Source organism: Sphingobium nicotianae (assembly GCF_018603885.1).
GTDB classification, from domain to species: Bacteria; Pseudomonadota; Alphaproteobacteria; order Sphingomonadales; family Sphingomonadaceae; genus Sphingobium; species Sphingobium nicotianae.
On sequence record NZ_JAHGAW010000013.1, the window covers coordinates 120,651 to 134,884 of the forward strand.

At 63.6% G+C, this 14,234-nt stretch carries 17 protein-coding genes; 9 read left to right on the forward strand and 8 right to left on the reverse strand.

Features of this window, described 5'->3' with window-relative positions; genetic code table 11:
* Positions 1 to 6: 6 nt before the first annotated feature.
* Positions 7 to 270: a pentapeptide repeat-containing protein gene (locus KK488_RS18510; RefSeq protein ID WP_214625183.1), complete on the reverse strand. Its 264-nt coding sequence runs from the start codon at positions 268 to 270 to the stop codon at positions 7 to 9.
* Between the two features lie 12 nt (positions 271 to 282).
* Complete coding sequence (locus tag KK488_RS18515; RefSeq protein WP_214625184.1) at positions 283 to 741, reverse strand: tRNA (cytidine(34)-2'-O)-methyltransferase; 459 nt, start codon at positions 739 to 741, stop codon at positions 283 to 285.
* 305 nt (positions 742 to 1,046) lie between these two features.
* On the opposite strand from KK488_RS18515, the gene petA reads away from it, so the two are divergent.
* From petA to KK488_RS18535, 4 genes are all read left to right on the forward strand, one after another.
* Positions 1,047 to 1,613 carry a ubiquinol-cytochrome c reductase iron-sulfur subunit gene (petA, locus tag KK488_RS18520; RefSeq protein WP_214625185.1) on the forward strand — a complete coding sequence of 189 codons (567 nt, stop codon included), beginning with the start codon at positions 1,047 to 1,049 and terminating at the stop codon, positions 1,611 to 1,613.
* An 11-nt stretch (positions 1,614 to 1,624) separates the two neighbouring features.
* Positions 1,625 to 2,947 (forward strand): cytochrome b, encoded by a 1,323-nt coding sequence (locus KK488_RS18525; protein WP_214625186.1) that lies wholly within the window; start codon positions 1,625 to 1,627, stop codon positions 2,945 to 2,947.
* A gap of 13 nt (positions 2,948 to 2,960) precedes the next feature.
* Complete coding sequence (locus KK488_RS18530; protein WP_214625187.1) at positions 2,961 to 3,821, forward strand: cytochrome c1; 861 nt, start codon at positions 2,961 to 2,963, stop codon at positions 3,819 to 3,821.
* Positions 3,822 to 4,082: 261 nt separating this feature from the next.
* Positions 4,083 to 4,580 (forward strand): GFA family protein, encoded by a 498-nt coding sequence (locus KK488_RS18535; protein ID WP_214625188.1) that lies wholly within the window; start codon positions 4,083 to 4,085, stop codon positions 4,578 to 4,580.
* A gap of 53 nt (positions 4,581 to 4,633) precedes the next feature.
* Here the strand turns inward: KK488_RS18535 and KK488_RS18540 are convergent, their stop codons facing one another.
* From KK488_RS18540 to KK488_RS18560, 5 genes are all read right to left on the reverse strand, one after another.
* Positions 4,634 to 4,939, reverse strand: coding sequence for a glycine zipper 2TM domain-containing protein (locus KK488_RS18540; RefSeq protein WP_214625189.1), 306 nt, complete (start codon positions 4,937 to 4,939; stop codon positions 4,634 to 4,636).
* Between the two features lie 98 nt (positions 4,940 to 5,037).
* Positions 5,038 to 5,901 carry a UTP--glucose-1-phosphate uridylyltransferase gene (locus tag KK488_RS18545; protein ID WP_349356932.1) on the reverse strand — a complete coding sequence of 288 codons (864 nt, stop codon included), beginning with the start codon at positions 5,899 to 5,901 and terminating at the stop codon, positions 5,038 to 5,040.
* Between the two features lie 43 nt (positions 5,902 to 5,944).
* Positions 5,945 to 6,934 (reverse strand): NAD-dependent epimerase/dehydratase family protein, encoded by a 990-nt coding sequence (locus tag KK488_RS18550; RefSeq protein WP_214625191.1) that lies wholly within the window; start codon positions 6,932 to 6,934, stop codon positions 5,945 to 5,947.
* Positions 6,931 to 8,232, reverse strand: coding sequence for a UDP-glucose dehydrogenase family protein (locus tag KK488_RS18555; RefSeq protein ID WP_214625192.1), 1,302 nt, complete (start codon positions 8,230 to 8,232; stop codon positions 6,931 to 6,933). The genes KK488_RS18550 and KK488_RS18555 overlap by 4 nt, the downstream gene beginning before the upstream one ends.
* Before the next feature lie 117 nt (positions 8,233 to 8,349).
* A complete protein-coding gene (locus KK488_RS18560; protein ID WP_214625193.1) occupies positions 8,350 to 8,607 on the reverse strand; it encodes an XrtV sorting system accessory protein in 258 nt (85 codons plus the stop codon).
* A 236-nt stretch (positions 8,608 to 8,843) separates the two neighbouring features.
* Between KK488_RS18560 and rfbA the strand changes: the two genes are divergently transcribed.
* The 5 genes from rfbA to KK488_RS18585 are packed head-to-tail and all read left to right on the forward strand — an operon-like array spanning position 8,844 to position 13,351.
* Positions 8,844 to 9,722, forward strand: coding sequence for a glucose-1-phosphate thymidylyltransferase RfbA (gene rfbA / locus KK488_RS18565; protein ID WP_214625194.1), 879 nt, complete (start codon positions 8,844 to 8,846; stop codon positions 9,720 to 9,722).
* On the forward strand, positions 9,719 to 10,264 hold the full coding sequence (gene rfbC, locus KK488_RS18570; RefSeq protein ID WP_214625195.1) for a dTDP-4-dehydrorhamnose 3,5-epimerase: 546 nt from the start codon (positions 9,719 to 9,721) through the stop codon (positions 10,262 to 10,264). Before rfbA ends, rfbC begins: the two co-directional genes overlap by 4 nt.
* Positions 10,261 to 11,127 (forward strand): dTDP-4-dehydrorhamnose reductase, encoded by an 867-nt coding sequence (gene rfbD, locus KK488_RS18575; protein ID WP_214625196.1) that lies wholly within the window; start codon positions 10,261 to 10,263, stop codon positions 11,125 to 11,127. Before rfbC ends, rfbD begins: the two co-directional genes overlap by 4 nt.
* Positions 11,120 to 12,190 (forward strand): dTDP-glucose 4,6-dehydratase, encoded by a 1,071-nt coding sequence (gene rfbB / locus KK488_RS18580; RefSeq protein ID WP_214625197.1) that lies wholly within the window; start codon positions 11,120 to 11,122, stop codon positions 12,188 to 12,190. The genes rfbD and rfbB overlap by 8 nt, the downstream gene beginning before the upstream one ends.
* Before the next feature lie 36 nt (positions 12,191 to 12,226).
* Entirely contained in the window at positions 12,227 to 13,351 is a 1,125-nt protein-coding gene (locus tag KK488_RS18585; protein WP_214625198.1) for a zinc-binding dehydrogenase, read from the forward strand.
* A 78-nt stretch (positions 13,352 to 13,429) separates the two neighbouring features.
* Here KK488_RS18585 and KK488_RS18590 read toward each other — a convergent pair whose 3' ends face one another.
* Entirely contained in the window at positions 13,430 to 14,233 is an 804-nt protein-coding gene (locus KK488_RS18590) for a CpsD/CapB family tyrosine-protein kinase (RefSeq protein WP_214625199.1), read from the reverse strand.
* Position 14,234: the final 1 nt, after the last annotated feature.

A 14,234-nucleotide genomic window follows, 5' to 3' on the forward strand; every position in this document is an offset into this window, starting at 1 on the left:
TCGTCATCATCCGTCCTTGCTGTCGCGCGCCAGCAGCGGCTGGAGCAGCGCATGAATGTCATAGCCCGCGATGGTCAGTCCTTCGATGTTCGCATTGACGATGGTCAGGTGGCTCAGATTGACATCGTCGAGGTGAGCGCCGGCCAGATTGACGTTGGTGAACCGCGCGCCGCTAAGGTTGACGTCATCGAACCGGCACCGCGCCATGGCGCAGTCACGGAAGGTCGCGCCATCCAACCGCTGCTGCTCGAATGTCCTGGGGTCCGTCATGGTCGGCGCCTCTCACTCGGGGAACAATCCTGTCTGCCGCAAGGCTTCGCCAAGGGCGATGCCAGTTGCCACGGCGAGGTTCAAGGACCGAAAGCCCGGCGCCATGGGAATGCGCACGCGCATGTCAGCGCGATCGTGGAGTTCGGCGGGCAGGCCCGCGCTCTCCCGGCCGAGCAGCACGATGTCGCCCGGACGGAAGGCGGCGTCGGTGAGTCGCGTGTCGCCGCTGCTGGTGAGCGCGACGAGCCGGGCGCCGCCACCCAGACAGGCGCTCTCGAATGCCGCGAAATCGGCATGGCGTGTCACGTCCGCCTCTCCGCCATAGTCCATCGCCGCGCGCCGCAGCTGCGCATCCGAGGCCGGAAAACCGCAGGGGAGGATGATGTCGACAGGCACTTGCCAGCAAGCGGCGAGGCGCAGGATCGTGCCGACGTTGCCTGCGATGTCCGGCTGATAGAGAGCGATGCGCATGGGCGCGTCCTAGCGGCTGGGCGGGCGCGTTCACAGCCCCGTCACACAGCGGTCAAAAAAGCTGTGCGCCCGCGAAAAATCAAGGTTGGCAAATCGCGATCAAGGACGCTATCAGGCGCCCGAACGCGCCGGGACCATCCTGGCGTGCGGTGTGTCGCATCATCCTTCGGACGCGCGGACTTCCCCGGCAAAAAGGGAAGCTGACGAGGGGACCGCAAGGATCGGATCGGCAGCCATTTGAGAGTTTCTGGCCCGGTGCAGCCTATGGTTGCATTTTCGCCGGGCAAAGGGAGGCATGACGACGCATGGCCACGGAAGTGCAAGGGACGGACGCTGCGGTGCATGAAGGCGAGGGCGTTCGCCGCCGCGACTTCATCAATATCGCGGCGGTGAGCTTCGCGGGTGTGGGCGGCCTCGCCGTCCTTGCCCCGCTCATCAACCAGATGAACCCCAGTGCCGACGTGCTGGCGCAGGCGACCAGCGAAGTCGATCTCTCGGCCATCGCGGAGGGTCAGGCGATCAAGGCCGTGTTCCGCTCGCAGCCTCTGTTCGTGCGCCACCTGACGGCCAAGGAAATCGCCGAGGCCGACGCCGTCGATCCCTCGACCCTGCGTGACCCGCAGACGCTGGAGCAGCGCACGGTTGACGGCAAGAAGCAGTGGCTCATCACCATGGGCGTTTGCACCCATCTCGGTTGCGTGCCGCTCGGTGCGGGCGAGGGCGAGAATCGCGGCGAGTTCGGCGGCTATTTCTGCCCGTGCCATGGCTCGGCCTATGACACCGCCGCCCGCATCCGGAAGGGTCCTGCGCCGAAGAACCTCCAGGTTCCGACGTACAAATACACTTCCGACACCGCCATTCTCGTAGGCTGAGGATAAAGATAATGAGCTTTCCCTGGGCTGAGCATTACACGCCGAAGCTTCCGCTGATGAAGTGGATCGACGAGAAGCTGCCTTTGCCGCGCTTCGTCTACAATGCCGTCGGCGGCGGCTATGAAGTGCCGCGCAATCTCAATTATTTCTGGAATTTCGGCGTTCTCGCCGGCCTCGCGCTGACCATCCAGCTGGTCACCGGCATCATCCTGGCCATGCATTATGCCAGCAATGCCGGCATCGCCTTCGATTCGGTCGAGCATATGATGCGCGACGTGAACTCGGGCTGGCTGCTGCGTTACGCGCATGCCAACGGCGCCAGCTTCTTCTTCATCGTCGTCTATATCCACATCTTCCGCGGTCTCTTCTACGGCTCCTACAAGGCGCCGCGCGAGATGGTGTGGCTGCTCGGCGTGGTCATCTTCCTGCTCATGATGGCGACCGCCTTCATGGGCTATGTGCTGCCCTGGGGCCAGATGAGCTTTTGGGGTGCGCAGGTGATCACCGGGCTGTTTTCGGCCATTCCGGTGGTCGGCGATCCGATCCACACCTGGCTGCTCGGTGGTTTCGCGCCGGGCGATGCGACGCTCAACCGCTTCTTCTCGCTGCACTATCTGCTGCCGTTCGTGATTGCGGGCGTCATCATCCTGCACATCTGGGCGCTGCACATTCCGGGCTCGTCGAACCCGACCGGTGTTGAGGTGAAGGGCCCGCAGGACACCGTGCCGTTCCATCCTTATTACACGGCCAAGGACGGCTTCGGCGTCGGCGTGTTCCTGCTGCTCTTCGCGCTGGTGCTGTTCTTCGCGCCGAACGCGATGGGCCACCCGGACAATTATATTCAGGCCAATCCCATGTCGACGCCGGCACATATCGTGCCCGAATGGTATTTCTGGCCCTTCTACGCGATTCTGCGCGCCTTCACGATGGACCTGTCGATCCCGTTCACCGGCATCGTCATCATCCCCGCGAAGCTGCTCGGCGTGCTCGCCATGTTCAGCTCGATCCTGCTGCTGTTCTTCCTGCCCTGGATCGATACCTCGCCGGTCCGCTCGGGCACCTACCGTCCGCTGTTCAAGAAGTTCTTCTATCTTCTGCTCGTGGACGTGGTGGTGCTGGGCTATTGCGGCGGCGCGCCGGCGGCCGAGCCCTATGTGATGATCAGTCAGATCGCCGCGGCTTATTATTTCGCGCACTTCCTGATCGTCCTGCCGATCATCGCGTCGATCGAGCGGCCGGACCCGCTTCCGGGTTCGATCACCGAGGCGGTGCTGGCGAAGGCGAAGCACAGGCCAGTCGAAGCAGACCCGGCGCTCGCCGCGGCTGCTGAATAAGGGGGCAATAGCAATGGTTCGTTTCCTCGGCGGTCTCGTCGGCCTGTTCTTCGCAGGCATGCTGCTCCTGAGCTTCATCTGGGGCGCGGTTTCCTTCGTCAGCGCGCCGCCCGCGCCGACGGCGGAGGGCGAGTTCCACAAGCATCCCAGAGAGATTGCCTGGAGCTTCAACGGCCCCTTGGGCAAATATGACAAGCAGCAGCTGCAGCGCGGCTTCCAGGTTTACACGGAAGTTTGCTCGGCTTGCCATTCGCTCAAGCAGGTCGCGTTCCGCGATCTCGAGGCGCTGGGCTATTCGCCCGCCGAGATCAAGGCGATCGCCAAGGCCCGTCAGGTGCCCGACGTCGATCCCAAGACCGGTGAGATGTCGACCCGTCCGGGCATTCCGGCCGACCACTTCCCGCTCGTCTATCCCAACGATGTCGCGGCGCGTGCCGCCAACAACAACGCCATTCCACCGGACCTGTCGCTCGTCGCCAAGTCGCGTCATGGCGGCGCGGACTATATCCACTCGCTGCTCACTGGCTTCACCAGCCAGCAGGGTTACAAGAATGAGGATGGCAAGGAGCTTCTGAAGGAATTCCCCGACGCCAAGACGCCTGAGGGTCTTCACTTCAATCCCTATTTTGCGAACCTCAACCTCGCGATGGCGCCGCCGCTGACGGCCGAGGGTCAGGTGAGCTATGGCGAGGGTCAGCCCAAGCCGACCGTCGACCAGATGGCGCAGGACGTCTCAGCTTTCCTGACCTGGGCCGCGGAGCCCAAGATGGAAGCGCGCAAGAGCACGGGTATTGCCGTGGTCTTCTTCCTGCTGATCGCGACGGTGCTGGCCTGGATGTCTTACCAGAATATCTGGTCGACCAAGGAGCATTGATCGCCGTGCGATGCGCACCGCATCGCACGGACATGATAACCGGACATGATAAGGGGCGGGCCTACTAGGTCCGCCTTTTTTCGTGCTATCGCCAGCGAGGAACGACGTCCCCATCCCCGCAAGCGGCAGCGAACCCAACGGTGAACGCCGATGCTCGGGCAGGCTCATCACGGCGACTCCAGCCGAGTTGCGTTACCGTGGCAGGAACGTTCGGGCCTGGGCGATGTTGAACAGGCAGCTCCGTTATTGGGACGATCCGCCATGCCATTGACCCTCGAAGGTTCCTGCCGCTGCAACGCCGTCCGTTTCTCGGTCCAGAGCCACACGCCCGTGCCCTATCAGCGCTGCTACTGCTCGATCTGCCGCAAGCAGCAGGGCGGGGGCGGCTATGCGATCAATCTCGGCGCGCTGGCGAAGACGCTGAAGATCGACGGCGAGGACAAGCTCGGCCTGTATCGCGCGGACATCCAGGACGACGAGCATGAGCATTGCGAGCGCTCGACCGGCGAGCGGCGTTTTTGCCGGGAATGCGGATCGGCGCTGTGGCTCTATGATCCAAGCTGGCCGGACCTTGTCCACCCATTCGCCAGCGCGATCGATACCGACCTGCCGGTGCCGCCCGCCAACGTCCACCTGATGCTCAAATACAAGGCTAGCTGGGTCATGCCGCAAGTCGGCCCACACGATCAGTGCTTCGATCTCTATCCCGAACAGTCCATCGAGAACTGGCACAGGACTCGCGGTCTCTGGATAGACTGAGGGCGGGATCAACCGATCCCGCCCCCCAGATTCATGCTCGGCGATGTGCCCGATCAGCAGCGCTTGCGGCCGTCCCGCGCGAGACTGTGGCCGGCGAGTGCGCCACCGGCGGCGCCGATCACGGTCCCGGTCGAGCCGCCATTGTCGATCGCGCGACCGAGCAGGCCGCCCGCGACCGCACCGGTGATGGCGCCGGTCGTCTTGTTGAAGCGCAGGCAATTGCCATGGTCGCGCTCTGCGATCCGCTGCCGCTCGGCGGCCGTGTAGGTCCGGCGATGCTTGCGCGCATCGGCCGGCGCGGAGACCAGCAAGGCAGCGACCGGCGCGGCCATGATGAGGCTGAGTGTCTTGCGATTCATGTTCTGCGTCCCTTCAAGTTTCTGTCCCCCATCGCGAGAGGAACGATCGCATGTCGGTCCGGTTGCATGAACGATAGCTGACGGAGTTGCCGGATGGATCAGCCGAGCAGTTGTCTTGCCCAATTTTTGAGATCAGCGCCCATGCTCGCATCCCGTGCCGCCAGCGCAAAATTGGCCTGAGCGAAGCCAAGCTTGGAGCCACAGTCAAACCGTTCGCCGTCGAACGTCACGCCATGGAAGGGCTGCTTGCCGATCAGCTTGGCCATGCTGTCGGTAAGCTGCACTTCGCCGCCCGCACCCGCTTCCTGCGTTGCGAGCAGTCCCATCACCTCGGGCTGGAGGATATAGCGACCGGGCAGCATGAGGTTGGAAGGCGCGGTGCCGAGCGCAGGCTTCTCGACCAGGCCTCTGACCTCGGTCAGCACGCCATCACGCTCGCCCGGATCGATGATCCCATAGCTCGGCGTCTCGTCCATCGGCACTTCGAGGGCGCAGACCAGATTGCCGCCGATCTTGTCATATTGTTCGACCATCTGCGCAAGGCAGCCTCTGGCGCGTCCGATCAGCAACTCGTCCGGGAGGATGATCGCGAAAGGCTCATTGCCGACGATGTCGCGCGCGCACCAGATGGCGTGACCCAAGCCGCGCGGTTCCTGCTGACGCACGAAGATGGCATTGCCCGGCGTCAATCGCGTGCCTTCCAGCGCGGCGATGCTCTTGCCGCGATCGGCCTGGGTGCGCTCCAGCTCATAGGCGACGTCGAAATGATCCTCGATGGCCGCCTTGTTGCGGCCGGTGACGAAGATCATCGTTTCAATGCCGGCTTCGATCGCCTCGTCCACCGCATATTGGATCAGCGGCCGGTCGACGACGGGCAGCATCTCCTTGGGCACGGCCTTGGTCGCGGGCAGGAAGCGCGTGCCGAGACCGGCGACGGGAAAGACGGCTTTGCGGATCTTCACCTTTGGACACCCCACTGTTCAGGTCGGCATGGAATAGCGCTGGCTATCCAACATCACCGTAAAAATCCCGATACCAGGCGGCGAAGCGGTCCAAACCTTCGGTGAGCATCACCTTGGGTTGGTAACCGGTCAGCGCCGTCAGTTTCGAGACATCGGCATAAGTCGCGGTGACATCGCCCGGTTGCATCGGCCGCATGATTTTTTCCGCTTTCCGGCCGATTGCGGTCTCCAGCGTGTCGATCATTTCCATCAAACCGACCGGATGACTGTTCCCGATGTTGAGGATGCGATTCTCTTGGGCTGCCGGCGGATTGTCGAGTGCGCCGATGATGCCGTCAACAATGTCGTCGATATAGGTGAAGTCGCGCGCCATCCGCCCTTCGCCATAGACCTCGATCGGCCTGCCGCTCAGGATCTTCTGGGCGAAGCCGAAATAGGCCATGTCGGGCCGGCCCCACGGGCCATAAACGGTGAAGAACCGCAAGCCCGTCTGCGGGAAACCATAGAGTTTTGCGTAGCTTTGGCTGATCAGTTCGCAGCTGCGCTTGGTCGCGGCATAGAGCGAGACCGGCATGTCGACGGGATCATCCTCGCGAAAGCCGCGGTCGGCGAGCGGTCGGTCGCCATAGACGCTGCTCGACGAGGCATAGACGAGATGCTCGAAACCTTCCGCATGACGGCACGCCTCAAGCAAAGAGAGATGGCCCGCCAGGTTCGAGCGCTCATAGGCGAAGGGATTTTCCAGGCTGTAGCGTACGCCCGCCTGCGCCGCGAGATGGATGATCCGGCGGATCCCATTGTCTCGCACCAGCGTGGCGATGGCGGGTGCGTCGGCAATGTCCATGCGATGAAAGGCAAAACCATCCAGCCCCTCAAACGTCGCGAGTCGCGCTTCCTTGAGTGCCGGGTCGTAATAATCGTTGACGTTGTCGATGCCGACGACCCGCTCACCTCGCGCCAGCAGTCGGTGCGCCGTCGCATGGCCGATGAAGCCGGCGGCGCCCGTGACCAGGATCGGCGGCGCGTCGCTCACCGGCCCACGGCGGTGTAGGTGAAGCCGGCGTCCTCGACGGCCTTGCGGGGATAGATATTACGCAGATCGACAAGAATCGGCGCCTTCAGCAACGCCTTGGCGCGGTTGAGATCGAGCGCCCGGAATGCGTCCCATTCGGTTACAATGACGAGCGCGTCGGCGCCTTCCATCGTCTCATAGGCGCTGGCGCAATAGCCGATATCGGGCAGGTCCTTCTTCGCCTGCGCCATGCCCTCGGGATCATAGGCGCGGACGGTGGCGCCGGCATCCTGCAGGGTCTGCACGATGGCGATGGCGGGCGAATCGCGCATGTCGTCGGTATTGGGTTTGAAGGTCAGGCCGAGCACCGCAATCGTCTTGCCGCGCACGTCGCCGCCGCAGGCCGCGATCACCTTGCGGCCCATGGCGCGCTTGCGCTGGTCGTTGACCGCGACGACCGCCTCGACGATGCGCTGCGGCGCCTCGAAGTCCTGCGCGGTCTTCAGCAAGGCGACGGTGTCCTTCGGAAAGCAGGAACCGCCATAACCCGGCCCGGCGTGCAGGAACTTGCTGCCGATGCGATTGTCGAGGCCGATACCGCGCGCGACGTCCTGCACGTCCGCGCCGACCTTTTCACACAGGTCGGCAATTTCGTTGATGAACGTGATCTTGGTCGCGAGGAAGGCGTTGCCGGCATATTTGGTGAGCTCGGCGCCCTTACGGCTCATCTCGATGATCGGGGAGCGGCCGAGCGCGAGCGGGCGATAAATTTGTCGCATCACTTCCAGCGCGCGCGGATCGTCGCCGCCGATGACGACGCGGTCGGGCCGCTTGAAGTCGTCGATCGCCGCGCCTTCACGCAGGAACTCGGGATTGGAGACCACTGCGAAATCCGCGTCCGAATTGGTCTCGCGGATGATGCGTTCGACCTCGTCGCCGGTGCCGACGGGAACGGTCGACTTGTCGACGATCACCGTGAAGCGCTTGATGTGGGCCGCGATCTCGGCCGCCGCCGCATAGACGTAGGACAGGTCTGCATGGCCGTCGCCCCGGCGCGAGGGGGTGCCGACAGCGATGAACACGGCATCGGGATCGGCCAGCGCCTGCGCGGCATCGGTGGTGAAGGAGAGCCGGCCGGCGGCGGCATTGCTGGCGACGAGATGGTCCAGCCCCGGCTCGAAGATCGGGATGCGACCGGCCAGCAGCGCGTCGATCTTCGTCTGGTCCTTGTCGAAACAGATCACATCATGGCCGAAATCGGCGAAGCAGGCACCCGAAACCAGGCCCACATAGCCCGAGCCGATCATGGTGATTTTCACGCGAATGGTCCTCTATTGCCGCTGTTTAGGAGCCGGTCCGGATGAGGCAAGGACCGGCGGCGCCGCCGACGATTGCTGGAGCGAACGCCTCCTCCCGCGCCAACGCTCGAAGAGCCCTTATTTCAAACTCGGCTTCAGCACCAGCCAGACATAAGCGACGACGCCGCCCAGGAGGGCAACAGCCACGCCATGCATAAGCATGCTGTCATTCTCGATCGCATAATTGCCGGCCTGGTTGGCGATCGCGCAGCCGAGCGCCGGCGGCAGATAGTCGATCATGCGGTCCGGCGGATTTTCCATGGAAGAGCGCTGCAGGAACAGCACGATGATCCCCGCGAAGATTGCAAGCGAAAGCCAGTCATAGGCCGTTTCCATTTATCTTCTCCGCAGACGGCAGACCGTAAACCGCCAATTAGTCAGATTCGAGGCCAAGCGCTAATTTTTCTGACAGAAAAACGCAAAGCGATTCACGATGTTTTTGGGACATACGGTTCACGATTACGTTAACGGCCGGGCGAAGCGCCCAGATCATCGATCCGATGTTTGCAACATGCAATTGAACGGCTAGGGCGGGAACGCGGCGGATCGAGGTCGCAATGTGGGAGTCATGTGTGCGTAAAGGGATTATTCTGGCCGGCGGATCGGGGACGCGGCTCTACCCTCTGACCAAGGCCGTCTCGAAGCAGCTGATGCCGGTCTATGACAAGCCGATGATCTATTACCCGCTCTCGGTGCTGATCATGTCGGGCATTCGCGAGATCATGATCATCACCACGCCGCAGGATCAGGCCGCCTTCCAGGCGCTGCTCGGCGACGGGTCCGACATGGGTCTCACGCTCCATTATGCCGTGCAGCCGCAGCCGGGCGGGCTGGCGCAGGCCTATCATATCGGCGCCGATTTCGTCGGCACCGATCCCTCGACGCTGATCCTTGGCGACAACATCTTCTATGGCCACGGCCTCACCGATCTGCTCGCTGCCGCGTCGGCGCGCGAGAGCGGCGCAACCGTGTTCGGCTATTATGTGAGCGACCCGAAAGCCTATGGCGTCGTCTCCTTTGACAAGGATGGCAAGGCCGAGACGATCGAGGAGAAGCCGACGCAGCCCAAGTCGAACTATGCGGTAACCGGCCTCTATTTCTATGATGGTCAGGCCGTCGAGCGGGCCCACCAGATCCAGCCGTCGCCGCGCGGCGAGCTGGAGATCACCGATCTCAACCGGCTCTATCTCGAAGCGGGCGAGCTCAATGTCGAACTGATGGGGCGCGGCTATGCCTGGCTCGACACCGGCACGCACGGCTCGCTGATCGACGCCGCCAATTATGTCCGCATCACCGAGGAGAGGCAGGGCCTCAAGATTTGCTGCCCCGAGGAACTCTGCTGGCGCATGGGCTTCATCGACGATGCGCAGCTGCTGCGGATCGCCGAGCCACTGCGCAAGTCCGGCTATGGCGAATATCTCCTGAAACTGCTGGAGCGCGGCGTCGCATGAATGTCATCGAGACGGCCATCGAGGGCGTACTGATCCTGGAGCCGCGTGTGTTCGGCGACGAGCGCGGTTTCTTCATGGAGAGCTGGAACCAGCGGACGTTCCGCGACATTGGCCTCGACGTCGACTTCGTGCAGGACAATCACAGCCGCTCCTCGCGCGGCGTGCTGAGGGGGCTGCACTATCAGTCGCCCGGTGCGCAGGGCAAGCTGGTCCGCGTGACGGCGGGCGCGGTGTATGACGTCGCGGTCGACATGCGCCGTTCTTCGCCGACGTTCGGCACATCGGTCGGTGTCGAGCTCAGCGCCGCCAACAAGCGCATGTTCTGGGTACCCGAAGGCATGGCTCACGGCTTCCTCTGCCTGGAGGACGGCACCGATTTTCTTTACAAGTGCCGCGGCTATTACGACCCGTCCAACGAGCATAGCCTGCTCTGGAACGATCCGGCGCTGGGCATCGACTGGCCGCTCGGCGACATCGTGCCGCAGCTCAATGCCAAGGACCTGGCCGGCAAGCTGCTGGCCGACGCGGTGACCTTCCCGTGAAGGTGCTGATCACCGGCGCCGGCGGCCAGCTCGGCCGTGCCCTCCAGTCGAGCGCGCCTGCCCATGCGGACGTGGTGGCGCTGGACCGTCAGTCGCTGGACATCGCCGATGAGGCAGCGATCGTCGACCTGTTCGACGAGACCGAGCCTGATCTGGTGATCAATGCCGCTGCCTACACGGCCGTGGACCGGGCCGAGAGCGACCAGATCGAGGCGCATCGCATCAATGCGGAAGGGGCCGGTGCCCTCGCCGCGGCGGCGGCGGTTCAGCGCGCGCGCTTCATCCATGTGTCCACCGACTTTGTATTCGACGGCTCGAATGGCGTACCCTATCGCCCCGATCATCCGACCGCGCCCCTCGGCGTCTATGGGGCGACCAAGCTAGCGGGCGAGCAAGCAGTGCAGGCCGCGCATCCGCAGGCTCTGATCGTCCGCACCGCCTGGGTCTATGGCGTCACCGGCAGCAACTTCGTGCGCACCATGCTGCGCCTGATGGCCGATCGCGACGAAGTGCGCGTCGTCGCCGACCAGGTCGGCACGCCGACTTATGCCGCTGGCCTGGCGCGCGCGCTCTGGGCGCTGGATGCCACCGGCGCCACCGGCATCCATCACTGGACGGACAGCGGCGCGGCGAGCTGGTACGATTTCGCGCTGGCCATACAGGAAGAAGCGCTCGCCATCGGCCTGCTGACGAGGCAGGTGCCCGTGCTGCCAATCGCGACCAGCGACTATCCGACGCCCGCGCGGCGCCCTTCTTATTCAGTTCTCGACAAACGCTCGGCCATCGCGTTGGTCGGTGCGCCCGCGCCGCACTGGCGCGTCCATCTTCGCGACATGCTCGGAGTGATCAAGGCCAATGGCTAATCTGCTCGTCACCGGCGGCGCCGGCTTCATCGGCGCCAATTTCGTGCATTATTGGGCGAAGCATCACCCGGCCGACACGGTCACGGTGCTCGACGTGCTGACCTATGCCGGCAATCCCGCCAATCTCGATGGCCTCAATAGTGTCGACCTGATCGAGGGCGACATCTGCGACACGGCGCTGGTCGAAAAGCTGCTTGGCGAGCGCTCCATCGACACGATCGTCCATTTCGCGGCGGAAAGCCATGTCGATCGCTCGATCACCGGTCCGGACGCCTTCGTCACCACCAATGTCGTCGGCACGCACAGCCTGTTGAAAGCTGCGCGCAAGCTGTGGCTGGACACGGGCACCGGCAAGCCGCACCGCTTCCACCATGTCTCGACCGACGAGGTCTATGGCTCGCTCGGGCCGGATGATCCGGCCTTCGCCGAGACCAAGCAATATGAGCCCAATTCGCCCTACTCGGCGAGCAAGGCTGCCTCGGACCATCTCGTGCGCGCTTATCACCACACCTACGGGCTGGAGGTCAGCACGAGCAATTGCTCGAACAACTACGGGCCCTATCAATTTCCCGAGAAGCTGATCCCGCTGTTCCTGCTGAACTGCCTGCATGGCCGCAACCTGCCCATCTATGGCGATGGCATGAACGTGCGCGACTGGCTGCATGTCGAGGATCATTGCTACGGCATCGAGAAGGTGATCGAGGTCGGCCGCCCGGGCGAGACCTATAACATCGGTGGCGGGCAGGAGCTGCCCAATCTCGCGGTGATCGACGAGATCTGCAGCACAGTCGATCGCGCTTTCGTGGAGACGCCGTCGCTTGCCGAGCGTTTCCCTGATGCGCCGGCCGCGAAGGGCCAGCCCTCCGCCAGCCTCAAGACCTATGTCACCGATCGCAAGGGCCACGACCGGCGCTATGCGATCGACGAGACCAAGGCGCGGGGCGAACTGGGCTACGCACCGCGCCGCACCTTCCATGAGGGCTTCGCACAGACGCTGGCCTGGTATCTCGCCAACGAAGGCTGGTGGCGTTCGCTGCTGGAGCGCGCGGCGATTACGCGTTAAGAAGCCGCCCACGGCAAAAGCCGACGGGAGGATGAGATGGCCGATACGCTCGACGGATACGAACTGCGCTCGCTCATCACCGCCGAAGGCCAGCTGCGAATCAGCCGGGAGCCGATCGCCGTGGACGACCCCGGGCCGGGCGAGGTGATCGTCCGCGTCGAGGCAGCGCCGATCAACCCGTCGGACCTTGGCTTGCTGGTCGATCGCGCCATTGCCGGGACGTTCCGGACGGAGGGCACCGCCGACAATTCGGTTCTGGTTGCTGACCTGCCCGCCGATCGCCTGCCCGCCGTTGCGCTGCGTGTTGGCAAGGCGCTTGCGGTGGGGAACGAGGGTGCGGGAACGGTCGTCAAGGCGGGCCCCGACGTCCAGCATCTGCTCGGGCGCAAGGTCGCAGCCGTCGGCGGCGGCATGTACGCGACCTATCGCAAGCTGCCCGCCGCCGCGACCACGCTGCTTCCCGAGGATGCCAGCGCGGCGGACGGCGCCTCCGCCGTCGTCAACCCGCGCACTGCCCTGGGCTTCGTCGAGACCATGCGCATGGAAGGCCATAGCGCGATCGTCCACACCGCTGCCGCCTCCAATCTAGGCCAGATGCTGCTGCGCATCTGCCTGGCCGATGGCGTCCCGCTGGTCAACATCGTGCGCAGCGAGGCTCAGGCCGCTTTGCTTCGCGGCATCGGCGCGACCCATGTCGTCGACAGCAGTACGCCCGATTTCCGCGACCGACTGATCGATGCGATCGCCGCCACCGGCGCCACCATCGCCTTTGACGCGATCGGCGGCGGCACGATGGCCAGCCAGATCCTTGACGCCATGGAAGTGGTTGCGGCCCGCAGCCTGGAGAGCTTCAACCGCTATGGCTCCAACGTCATGAAGCAGGTCTATATTTACGGCACACTCGATCCCGGCCCGACCATCATCGAGCGCACCGGCTATGCCTGGAAGGTGGACGGCTGGCTGTTGACCCACTTCCTGCAGAAGGCCAATCCCGAAACGTTGCAAAGCCACGCCAGGCGGGTGCAGGACGAGCTCAAGACGACCTTCGCCAGCCGGTTCGGTGCCACGATCAGCCTTTCCGACGTGCTGAATCCGCAGATTGCGCGTGCCTATGAGCGCAAGGGCACCGGTGCGAAATATCTGATTGATCCGAGTCTTTGAGGGAGTTTTCAAAAACAAATAGGGCGGCCGATCCATCGATCGGCCGCCCTTTGCGTATCCGCCTTTCGCGAAAGGCGCTCAGTCGCCCTTGCTGAAATAGTCCGTATATTTGCCGTAGGCCCCGTAGCTGTAGCCATAGGGGTCGCCTACGCCCCCGTCATAGCGGTTCAGCACCGAACCGATGCAGTCCGACGGATCGAGCAAACGCATCGCGTCGGTGACCTGCTTCTGGCTGTTGCGGCCCTGTTCGATCACCATCAAATAGGCGTCGATCTGCGAGGCGACGACCATCGCATCATCATTGGCGAACACCGGTGGCATATCGAACAGCACGATATGCTCCTCGCCCAGGCTGCGCAGCGAGCTGATGAACGCCGCGAAACGTTCGCTGGCGAGCAGCGGCATTGTCTCGAGGTCATTCGCATAGCAGGGATAGAGCGAGAGATTGGTGCCTTCGACATGGCGGCCAATTCTGGTGAGATCGTCCGTCTCGCCGGCGAGGAAGCGCTCGAAGCCGATCTCGCCCAACAGGCCGAAATTGGCGGAGAGCGAGGCGCGGCGCACGTCAAGGTCGAAGACGTGGATCTGGTGATTGGGCAGGCGGCTCAGCGTCGCGGCCAGATTGGCCGTCAGGAACGACTTGCCGGCGCCCGGTGCCGGTGAGGTCACGCCGACCAGCTTGTGCCCGCGCGCCTTCATACGCTTCACCATCTGCGAGCGCAGCAGACTGAAGGGACGCGACGAGATGTGGCGACTGTTGAAGCCGACGATATGATTATTCTCGAGCACCTGCCAATCCGGCGTGAACAGAGCAAGGTCGCTCTGGTTCGGGATCAGGAACGGGGTGCTCAGCGACTTGGTTAGCGTAAGCTCATCAGACACT

Coding starts and splice junctions, on each gene's coding strand:
- petA (WP_214625185.1), top strand. CDS start 1,047: ATGGCCACGGAAGTGCAAGGGACGGACGCTGCGGTGCATGAAGGCGAG.
- KK488_RS18510 (WP_214625183.1), bottom strand. CDS start 270: ATGACGGACCCCAGGACATTCGAGCAGCAGCGGTTGGATGGCGCGACC.
- KK488_RS18560 (WP_214625193.1), bottom strand. CDS start 8,607: ATGGAAACGGCCTATGACTGGCTTTCGCTTGCAATCTTCGCGGGGATC.
- rfbB (WP_214625197.1), top strand. CDS start 11,120: ATGGCTAATCTGCTCGTCACCGGCGGCGCCGGCTTCATCGGCGCCAAT.
- KK488_RS18540 (WP_214625189.1), bottom strand. CDS start 4,939: ATGAATCGCAAGACACTCAGCCTCATCATGGCCGCGCCGGTCGCTGCC.
- KK488_RS18515 (WP_214625184.1), bottom strand. CDS start 741: ATGCGCATCGCTCTCTATCAGCCGGACATCGCAGGCAACGTCGGCACG.
- KK488_RS18525 (WP_214625186.1), top strand. CDS start 1,625: ATGAGCTTTCCCTGGGCTGAGCATTACACGCCGAAGCTTCCGCTGATG.
- KK488_RS18585 (WP_214625198.1), top strand. CDS start 12,227: ATGGCCGATACGCTCGACGGATACGAACTGCGCTCGCTCATCACCGCC.
- rfbC (WP_214625195.1), top strand. CDS start 9,719: ATGAATGTCATCGAGACGGCCATCGAGGGCGTACTGATCCTGGAGCCG.
- KK488_RS18535 (WP_214625188.1), top strand. CDS start 4,083: ATGCCATTGACCCTCGAAGGTTCCTGCCGCTGCAACGCCGTCCGTTTC.
- KK488_RS18530 (WP_214625187.1), top strand. CDS start 2,961: ATGGTTCGTTTCCTCGGCGGTCTCGTCGGCCTGTTCTTCGCAGGCATG.